Here is a 9384-nt window from a genome sequence, read left to right as displayed (position 1 = left end):
CTAACTCATTGAATCTCAAGGAGTTTTCCGTTCCGACTGCGCCGGAAGTGGGGCGAATTATAGAGCGTTTGAATCGAGCGTCAAGCTTTAATTTGGAATAGCCTATATAAAAGAATAATGTGCACTATATTGCTCATTTTTCCGGCTTTGCGCATCATAAGCCACAGACATCGGCCTCGTGCGCCTGACCTATCTATAAGGAACACCTCTCCACAATGAACGCCCAACCCCGCAGCCTGGCCGCCACGCTGTTCCCCATTGGCCTGCTGCTAATCGCCATGGCTTCGATTCAATCTGGTGCTTCATTGGCCAAGAGCATGTTCCCTGTGGTTGGCGCGCAAGGCACCACCACCCTGCGGCTGATCTTCGCCAGCGTCATCATGCTGTTGTTGCTGCGCCCCTGGCGTGCAAGTCTGAGCGCCAGCACCCTGCGTACAGTCATCATTTACGGCATGGCGCTCGGCGGCATGAACCTCCTCTTCTATATGTCCTTGCGCACCGTGCCACTGGGTATTGCCGTAGCCCTGGAATTCACCGGCCCGCTTGCAGTGGCCCTGTATGCCTCGCGGCGAGCGGTGGACTTCTTCTGGATCGGCCTGGCTGTGGTGGGGTTATTGTTGCTGATCCCCATTGGCCAAACCGGCGGCGGAATCGACCTGATCGGCGCTGGTTATGCACTGGGTGCCGGCGTATGTTGGGCCCTGTACATCCTTTATGGTCAAAAGGCAGGTGCCGAAAACGGCATTCAGACGGCGGCGCTAGGCGTAATGATTGCCGCCTTGTTTGTAGCGCCCATCGGCATCGCCCATGCGGGCAGCGCCTTGCTCAACCCGGCGCTACTGCCGATCGCTCTTGGCGTCGCGATACTCTCAACCGCCCTGCCCTACAGCCTGGAGATGGTCGCGCTCACACGTATGCCTACCCGAACCTTTGGCACGCTGATGAGCATCGAACCTGCTTTTGGCGCGCTCTCGGGATTACTGTTTCTCGGGGAAGTCCTGAGTGTTGCGCAATGGCTGGCCATCGGGGCAATCATTGCCGCATCGGTGGGGGCAACACTGTCAATGCGCAAGGAAAGCCCGGCCCTGATTGCAGCCGACTGATTTGAGAAATATTTGCATTTAAATCAGAACTGGTCATTGTGCCGCGCATCTACGATCTTTAAGCTGTCATGGAACGTCAATCTTGGTGTTATCTAATTGACAAGACAGGGACGCAAAAAGCATCAGGAATAAGCGACAGACATAGACCCGGTCGACAGATCCGGCACGTATTAAGGACGGGAATGAAACGAATTTTGCTCATCCTGGCCATGTTGGCCATTGCCGGATGCGCGGCGACTGCGAAAACTGAAGTCAAGCGCGGCAAGAAAGGCCTGCATATCAGTTGCTCAGGCCTCTCGTCATCCTGGGACAAGTGCTATAGCAAAGCGACCACGGCCTGCGGCGAAAAAGGCTACAAGGTGATTGCCCGCTCTGGCGACGACGACGCGGAGTCTGGTGACTTCCTTTTCGGACTCAACCCGGCGGGATACACCAGTCGCAGCATGATCGTAATCTGCAAATAAAGAACATTCAGCACAAAGGGCAGCCAGATGGCTGCCCTTTGTGCTTACAAGCGATACCCTCAGGATCAGAGCGCTTGAGTGCGGTCGTGCAACCATTGCAGCGCTGCCCCATCGAGCAGTGGTGCAAGACGCCCTCGCACCTGTTGATGGTAGCCATTGAGCCAACTACGCTCCTGTTCGCTCAACTGCTCCACCACCAGGCAGCGAGTGTCGATCGGGCACAGCGTCAGGGTTTCGAACTCAAGGAAGTCACCGAAGTCACTGCGCCCCACTTCACGGTTGAAAACCAGATTCTCGATTCGCACCCCCCACTGCCCTGGACGATAGGTGCCTGGTTCGATTGAGGTAATCATCCCGGCCTGCATCGCTGTCTGCGGTGCCGTTGCCGCCTGGTAGGCAATGACCTGTGGCCCTTCATGCACATTCATGAAGTAACCGACACCATGCCCGGTACCATGGCCATAATCGACCTGATCAGCCCAGATCGGCGCCCGGGCGATAGCATCAAGCAACGGTGAAAGAATGCCTCGCGGAAACCGTGCACGTGACAGTGCAATCACGCCCTTGAGCACCCGGGTACAGTCCTGCTTCTGCGCAAGGCTTGGTGTGCCCACTGGCACCATACGGGTGATATCCGTGGTACCGCCCAGATACTGCCCTCCCGAGTCAATCAGCAGCAAACCATTGCCTTCGATACGTGCATGGGAGGCTTCCGTCGCGCGGTAGTGCGGCATGGCACCGTTGGCATTGAAAGCGGCAATGGTCGAAAAGCTCAACGACACAAAGCCGGGGCGACGGGCACGGGCAGCACTGAGCTGCTCATCGATGGTCAGCTCGGTAACCGACTCTCGCCCCAGCGCGGCCTCGAGCCAGGCAAAGAACTCGCATAACGCTGCACCATCCTGCTCCATGGCATTGTGGATGTGGGTCAGGTCCTGCGTACTTTTCTGCGATTTGGCCAGGGTCGTGGGGTTGATACCTTCGACCAAACGTACTTCAGTCGACAAACTGTCAATCAATCCCTGGGTAACCCGCACCGGATCGATCAGCAGGCTATCGCCGCCCGGAACTGCGGCCAATGCCGCATGGATAGCCGTGTAGTCGCGCACTTCAATGCCATCGGCCTCGAGCACTTGGCGCAGCGATGCATCCAGCTTGCTGAGCGCAACAAAGAGGATCGCTTTGTCCTGGCCGATCAGTGCGAAAGAGACGAACACCGGATTGTAGGAGACGTCGCTGCCACGCAAGTTGAACAACCAGGCGATATCGTCAAGGGTGGCAATGAAGTGCCAGTCGGCGTCACGCTCGTGTAGCGTCTGGCGCAGTTGACCAAGTTTTTCGGCGCGACTCACCGTCGCTTCAGGCGGCAGGTGCTGGTACACCCGGTTGCCTGGCAAGGCTGGACGATCCTTCCAAACCTGGGCAAGCAGGTCGTTCTTTGTGAGCAGGCGTGCATTGCGGGCCGTGAGGCGCTCCGCCAGCTGACGTGCCGAAGCCAGCGCCATGACCGCACCATCGACCGCCACCGCTCCGCCCTCGGGTACTTGTTCGGCCAGCCAGTCCAGCGGCCCCGGCTTGCCCGGCTGCAACTTCATCAACTGAATACTGCTACCGGCCAGCTCTTTCTCGGCCTGCTCCCAATATCGGCTATCAGCCCACAGGCCTGCGAAATCTGGTGTAACGATCAAAGTACCTACCGAGCCCTGAAAGCCGGACAACCATTGCCGGCCTTGCCAGTACTCCGGCAGGTATTCGGAAAGATGCGGATCAGCCGACGGCACCAGCAGGGCGTCGACCTCCTCCCGATTCATCACCTGGCGAATCGCTGCCAGGCGTGCGTTCACCGCTCCCTGCGTTGAAGACTGAGTGTTCATGCTGACTCCTGCTACCACGGCATCCGTTGTTATAGCCGCAGATAATGGATCAGGCTTCAATCCCCGGCAACCGCCCAGAAAGGTTGCGACTGTAACGAGGCTTTGATGGCCGCCGCAGCCCGATCGACGTCTTGCTCCCGGGTATAGCGGCCAAGGCTCAAGCGCATGGTCTGGCGCGCAAACTGCGGTGTGAGCCCCAATGCCAGCAACACATGCGAGGGCTTATCGCTCGATGAGTTGCAGGCTGAGGTAGAAGAGAACGCCAGACTATCGGCAAGCGTCGCAAAGTGCGGACTCTCGCCTTTGAAGGTCAGGCTCAAGGTATGGGCAATGCGCTGCACAGGACTACCGTTGATCTCAAGTCCGGGGATTTCACCAAGCTGTTCAAGCAAGCGCCGATGCAACCGACCAATTCGCAGCACTTCCTCAGCCTGCAGATCACCCGCCAAAGCAAAAGCTGCCCCCATACCGACAATCTGATGGGTGGCCAGCGTTCCTGAACGCAAGCCGCCCTCATGTCCGCCACCATGGATTTGCGCTTGAAGCAACGGCCGGGCACGCTCGCCGACATACAAGGCACCGATCCCCTTGGGCCCGTAGACCTTATGGGCGGAGAACGACATCAGGTCTACAGGCCACTGCCTCAAGTCGATATGGACCTTGCCTACCCCCTGAGCAGCATCCACATGCAGCAACGCCCCATGTTGACGAACAAGCTGGCCGATTGCAGCGATATCATTGAGGGTGCCCAGCTCATTGTTGACCAGCATCAGTGAGACCAGCACGGTGTCATCGCGCAGCGCGTCACGTACAGCCTCAGCGCTGATCAGCCCCTGGGCATCAGGGGCCAGACGCGTCACGGCAAAACCTGCCTGCTCCAGTTGAAAAACGCTATCGAGCACAGCCTTGTGTTCAATCTGACTGGTGATGATATGGCCTGCCCGGTACCCCTGGGCAACGCCTTTGAGCGCAAGGTTGTTGGACTCGGTAGCCCCCGAAGTCCAGACAATCTGCCCGGCGTCTGCACCGACCAGCGTGGCAACCTGGACACGCGCCTGCTCCACAGCCACGCGCGCGTGCTGGCCATAGCGGTGCGACCCGGATGCCGGATTGCCAAAGTTGCCCGAGGCACCAAGGCACTCGACCATCACCTGGATGACTCGCTCGTCGACAGGTGTCGTGGCGGCGTAGTCGAAATACAACGGCAAGCTGTTCATTGCTGCAGGCTCTCTGGTTGTCCATGCCTAGTAAAGAAGACGCTGCTTTCATATGCGCAGGCAAGCATTGACTCTATAGTGCCTCACACTCAATTAGAATAATAAATTATCAATAATCATATTTATATAACCACAAATCCATTTCTCTTCAGTTCTAGTGAACTTCCGAGCGCTCAGGCCTTCACAACATTACAGTCCTTGCATGGGGAATCACCCCATGCAAGGAGGACCTGACGCCGCCGAGGAACTCGTCCATGCCCCGTTCGACCGACCACAAGCAAGGCGTCGTGCTGCTCGATACCCGCCAGCACACCCCCGAACACGAACACAGCGTGCACCTGAAGCTTGCCGAACGTCTGGCGCAGTTGCTCGATACACAGGTGGTTGTGCCAACCCGGCCCCCAACCGCCTACGACAACTTCTATTACCTACCCACCGAAACTCTGATCGATCCTGCTCGTTATCAGGAGATCGGCATTGCCTCGACCCAAGACCTGTTCGGTGGTGTGGTAGCCAGGCCCTACATGGCCACCAAAGCCATCTCCCATCCTCTGCCTGCCAATGCCCATTATCCGCTTGGCTGGACCGATGACTTTGCTCGTCAGGCCAGTGATGCCTTGCTCCGTGGCTACACGGCATTCAGCCTGAAGGATGCCACGCATGCAGCCGCACTGTTGTTGCGTGACGGCCCATTGCGGATCAAACCGGTTCGCGCCACGGCAGGCAGAGGGCAAACCGTGGTGACATCGATGACAGAGGTCGAACAAGCGCTTGCCGGCCTTGATGAGAAAGAGCTGGCGCTCTGGGGGCTTACCCTGGAAGAGAACCTCACCCAGGTGCAGACCTTCAGTGTCGGTCAGGCGCTGGTGGCCGGCATCCTGTGCAGCTACTACGGCACCCAGCAATTGACTCGCGACCATAGCGGCGAAGAAATCTACGGCGGCTCGGACCTGGTGCTGGTACGCGGTGACTACGACATTTTGCTGCAACTCGGGCTTGAAGACGCTCTGCGCCTGGCCATCACTCAGGCCAGAACCTATGAGCAGTCGGCGCTGCAGAACTTTCCCGGCTTTATCGCTTCACGCCGCAACTATGACGTCGCCCGAGGTCTGAACGGCGAGGGTAAACCACGCAGCGGCGTGCTTGAGCAATCCTGGCGTATTGGGGGTGCCAGCAGCGCTGAAATCCTGGCCTTGCAAGCATTTGCCGCAGACCCTGCACTGACACGTCTGCGCGCCTCTACCCATGAAGCCTTTGGCACACCCGACCTGCCCGCCGATGCGACCATTTTCTATCAGGGGGACGACAGTGAACTCGGAAGAATCTGCAAATATGCACGGTTGCGCGACTATGACCATCCATAGCGAGCCCATCGAGATCCACGTCGATGACGAGACGATCGCCGCGACCATCGTCAGCCCCGGCGACAAGGTGCCGGGCATGCTCTTCGTTCACGGCTGGGGCGGCAGTCAGCAGCGCGACCTGGCCCGCGCCAAGCAGATCACCGGCCTGGGCTGTGTGTGCATGACCTTCGACTTGCGCGGCCATGAAAAAACCGAGAGCCAGCGCCTGCGGGTCACCCGTGAGCAGAACCTGGCAGATCTGCTGGCAGCCTATGATCGGCTGGTCGGGCACCCCGCCGTCGACACCCGCGCCATTGCCGTGATCGGCAGCAGTTACGGGGGATACCTGGCGACCCTGTTGACCGCCTTGCGACCGGTGAAGTGGCTGGCCCTGAGAGTTCCGGCGCTGTACTGGGACGATGACTGGACAATGCCCAAGCACGGCCTTGACCGCCAACGCTTGAACGACTACCGCCGGCGGCCGCTGGGGCCCGCCGATAATCGCGCCCTGGGGGCATGCGCCGAATTCGCCGGTGACGTGCTGCTGGTCGAGTCGGAGCAGGACGATTATGTCCCGCACAGCACCCTGATGAGTTACCGCTCAGCGTTCGTCAGCGCCCATTCCCTGACCCATCGAATCGTTGACGGCGCAGATCATGCGCTGTCCAGCGACCGCAGCCAGAAAGCCTACAGCTCGATTCTCGGCGCCTGGGTCAGCGAGATGGTCATCGGTGCCCGCCTGGACCACTACCCTCACCACTCGCCCTGGTATTCCTGAGCTACCGGCAGTTGGCAATGCAGCCCCTCCGTCGCGCTGCGTGACAAGCTGCTCAAGGTCTGAAAGGCGGCGAAGTTCACACCTTTGGCCTGATGCTGCTGAATCAATTGCAGGAAAGGTTCCTGTGCAAAGCTGCTCGCCGCCGCTTCCCATGCGCTGCGCGACTGCCATTGCAGGTATTGCAGTACACGGCTGCCATCAACACTGGCCTGGATGCTTGCACCAAGCAAGCCCGGATGGCGTAGCACCAGCGCTTCACTTCGCTCGTTCAGCGCTTGGGCCAGAGCATGCTGACGCACTGGCATCACCTCGAATTCGATCATCTGGATAAAGCACAAGCTGCGCTCTGAAACCATCATCGGCATTTTCTCCCTGCCATTGAACTTGCGACGCGACGGCAGGCAGGGTAAAACCTCTAGTTAACTCAAGGTCAAGAGATTTATTACCATGCCTCAACCTTGCACCGCCGAGAAGATCATGACCGTCGGCCAGCTGGCTGCCCGCAGCGGGGTTGCGGTCACCGCCCTGCACTTCTACGAAAGCAAGGGCCTGATCCACAGCACCCGCAGCAGCGGCAACCAACGGCGCTACCCCCGCGAAACCCTGCGCCGGGTGGCGGTGATCAAGATGGCGCAGCGTCTGGGTATCCCGCTGGCGACCATTCATGCGGCATTACAGACGCTACCCGTGGGGCGTGCGCCGAGCGTCGCGGACTGGCAACGGTTGTCCGAGCAATGGCGCCAGGACCTGACCCGGCGTATCGACAAATTGCTGGTGCTGCGCGACCAGCTCGATGGCTGCATTGGCTGCGGCTGCATGTCGCTGCAGAGTTGTCCGTTGCGCAATTGTGATGACCAGCTGAGTGAGCACGGACCGGGCCCACAGCTACTGGAGCCCGGACCGGAAGCGGCCGATTAGCCCCGGCATGGCAGGATCAGCCGATACGATCTGCCACACGACGCCGATAATCACTGGGCGCAAGCCCGGTGACCTTGTGGAAGACCTTGCGAAAGGCGCCGGGGTCTTGATACCCGACGCCCCAGGCGATCTGGTCGATGCTACGGTTGGTGAACTCCAGCATCCGGCAAGCGCGCCCCACCCGCACCTGCTGGCAATACTCAGTCGGCTTGAGGCCCGTGGCACTGCGGAAACGACGCAAAAAGGTACGCGACTCCAACCCTGCGCAATCAGCCATGACTTTCAGGTTAACGTCCCGCGCACCGCTGCTTTGCAACCAGTGCTGAACCTTGAGCACCGCTTCGTCGCCATGATCCAGGCGCGGACTGAAAACACTGCCGGGGGCGCTGCCACTGACGCGCTCTACCGCAAGGAAACGCGCAGTCTCGGCAGCCAGGATTTCGCCCAGGTAACGCTCAACCAGCTTCAACCCCAGGTCAGTCCAGGCCATCAATCCGGCGGAAGTAATGATGTCACCGTCATCGAGCAATGGCAGGTTGGCCTCGACTTTTATCGCCGGAAAGCGCTCAGCCAGCGATTGCGCGAAATTCCAGTGCGTCGTGGCTGGCCGCCCATCGAGCAGGCCGCTGGCGGCGATGAAAAACACACCGACACACACCGACACCAGCAAGGCGCCATCGCGATGCCACTGGCACAGGTTCTGACGATAGCGTTCGAGCAGCTCCGAGGACGGCGCCTGAGTCAGGCTCGGCGGAATGATCATTGCCCGCAGCCGATGGTGGTCACCTGGATGACTATCAAACACTACAGTCAGCTGCTGATCGGCGGTTTCGCTCCAATGACTGATTCGTAGCTGCGGGCGGTCCAGCGCCCCCAGCTCATGACGCAGGCGATTGGCGATAGCGAACAGATCGGTTAACCCATGCACTGCTGCCGCCTGCGCACCAGGGTAGACCAACAGACCGATTTCCAGCGCGTCGCCGCTTTTTGTCATTGTCAGTTTTTCCCGCCAATTTGTCGTTCGCGCCAATCTGCAAGCGTAGCGCTCCAGCCTATAACTATCACCAGGCCACCACCACTCACCCATAGAGACTTTTGAAATGAGCAAGCACGCCCTGATCATCATCGACATTCAGAATGATTACTTCCCAGGCGGCAAATGGACCCTGGATGGCGCCGATCGTGCCGCCGACAATGCCGCCAGGATTCTTGCCGCTACCCGGGCCAAAGGCGACCTGGTCGTCCATGTGCGCCATGAGTTCGAATCTGCTGATGCACCCTTTTTCACCCCGGGGTCAGAAGGTGCGCAAATCCACCCCAAGGTTGCCGCGCTGGCAAATGAGCCCGTCGTGCTCAAGCATAAAGTCAATTCGTTCCTGAACACTGGGCTCAAGGCACTGCTTGACAAGCACAACATCGAAGCGGTAACGGTGATCGGCAGCATGAGTCATATGTGCATCGACGGTTTCACCCGTGCCGCCGCCGACTTCGGCTATGCCGTCACGGTAATCCATGATGCCTGCGCCTCCCGCGACCTGGAATTCAACGGTGTGACCGTGCCTGCCGCCCAGGTGCATGCTGCCTACATGGCTTCGCTGGCGTTCGCCTATGCCCAGGTGTTTGCCACGGAGGACTATCTGACCGGCAATATTCGCTGAATGTATCGCAATGTATCGCGAGGCAAGCC

General features: G+C 59.1%; 10 protein-coding genes. 6 read left to right on the top strand and 4 right to left on the bottom strand.

The window, feature by feature from the left end:
- The first annotated feature begins 215 nt into the window (after positions 1-215).
- Together rhtA and NPS47_RS24865 are read left to right on the top strand one after the other, a co-directional pair.
- The gene (gene rhtA, locus NPS47_RS24870) at positions 216-1103 is read left to right on the top strand and encodes a threonine/homoserine exporter RhtA (protein ID WP_274297377.1); all 888 of its coding nucleotides are present in this window, start codon (positions 216-218) and stop codon (positions 1101-1103) included.
- Between the two features lie 182 nt (positions 1104-1285).
- Positions 1286-1567: a hypothetical protein gene (locus NPS47_RS24865; protein WP_038612949.1), complete on the top strand. Its 282-nt coding sequence runs from the start codon at positions 1286-1288 to the stop codon at positions 1565-1567.
- 65 nt (positions 1568-1632) lie between these two features.
- On the opposite strand, the gene NPS47_RS24860 is transcribed toward NPS47_RS24865, so the two are convergent.
- Positions 1633-3441 (bottom strand): aminopeptidase P family protein, encoded by a 1809-nt coding sequence (locus NPS47_RS24860; protein WP_274297376.1) that lies wholly within the window; start codon positions 3439-3441, stop codon positions 1633-1635.
- Positions 3442-3497: 56 nt separating this feature from the next.
- Complete coding sequence (locus tag NPS47_RS24855) at positions 3498-4658, bottom strand: cysteine desulfurase family protein (protein ID WP_274297375.1); 1161 nt, start codon at positions 4656-4658, stop codon at positions 3498-3500.
- Between the two features lie 254 nt (positions 4659-4912).
- Between NPS47_RS24855 and NPS47_RS24850 the strand changes: the two genes are divergently transcribed.
- Complete coding sequence (locus NPS47_RS24850) at positions 4913-6022, top strand: DUF3182 family protein (RefSeq protein ID WP_274297374.1); 1110 nt, start codon at positions 4913-4915, stop codon at positions 6020-6022.
- The gene (locus NPS47_RS24845) at positions 6009-6779 is read left to right on the top strand and encodes an alpha/beta hydrolase family protein (protein ID WP_274297373.1); all 771 of its coding nucleotides are present in this window, start codon (positions 6009-6011) and stop codon (positions 6777-6779) included. The genes NPS47_RS24850 and NPS47_RS24845 overlap by 14 nt, the downstream gene beginning before the upstream one ends.
- Here NPS47_RS24845 and NPS47_RS24840 read toward each other — a convergent pair.
- A complete protein-coding gene (locus NPS47_RS24840; protein ID WP_274297372.1) occupies positions 6755-7138 on the bottom strand; it encodes an antibiotic biosynthesis monooxygenase in 384 nt (127 codons plus the stop codon). The two genes, NPS47_RS24845 and NPS47_RS24840, sit on opposite strands and share 25 nt — an antisense overlap.
- Before the next feature lie 88 nt (positions 7139-7226).
- On the opposite strand from NPS47_RS24840, the gene soxR reads away from it, so the two are divergent.
- Positions 7227-7697, top strand: coding sequence for a redox-sensitive transcriptional activator SoxR (gene soxR, locus NPS47_RS24835; protein ID WP_274297371.1), 471 nt, complete (start codon positions 7227-7229; stop codon positions 7695-7697).
- Between the two features lie 16 nt (positions 7698-7713).
- Here the strand turns inward: soxR and NPS47_RS24830 are convergent, their stop codons facing one another.
- Complete coding sequence (locus NPS47_RS24830; RefSeq protein ID WP_274297370.1) at positions 7714-8691, bottom strand: GlxA family transcriptional regulator; 978 nt, start codon at positions 8689-8691, stop codon at positions 7714-7716.
- A gap of 106 nt (positions 8692-8797) precedes the next feature.
- On the opposite strand from NPS47_RS24830, the gene NPS47_RS24825 reads away from it, so the two are divergent.
- On the top strand, positions 8798-9355 hold the full coding sequence (locus tag NPS47_RS24825; RefSeq protein WP_274297369.1) for a cysteine hydrolase family protein: 558 nt from the start codon (positions 8798-8800) through the stop codon (positions 9353-9355).
- Positions 9356-9384: the final 29 nt, after the last annotated feature.

This window comes from Pseudomonas putida (genome assembly GCF_028682475.1).
Taxonomy (GTDB): domain Bacteria; phylum Pseudomonadota; class Gammaproteobacteria; order Pseudomonadales; family Pseudomonadaceae; genus Aquipseudomonas; species Aquipseudomonas putida_AG.
The sequence above is the reverse complement of the archived record's forward strand: the minus strand, read 5'-3'. Positions and strand labels throughout refer to the sequence as shown.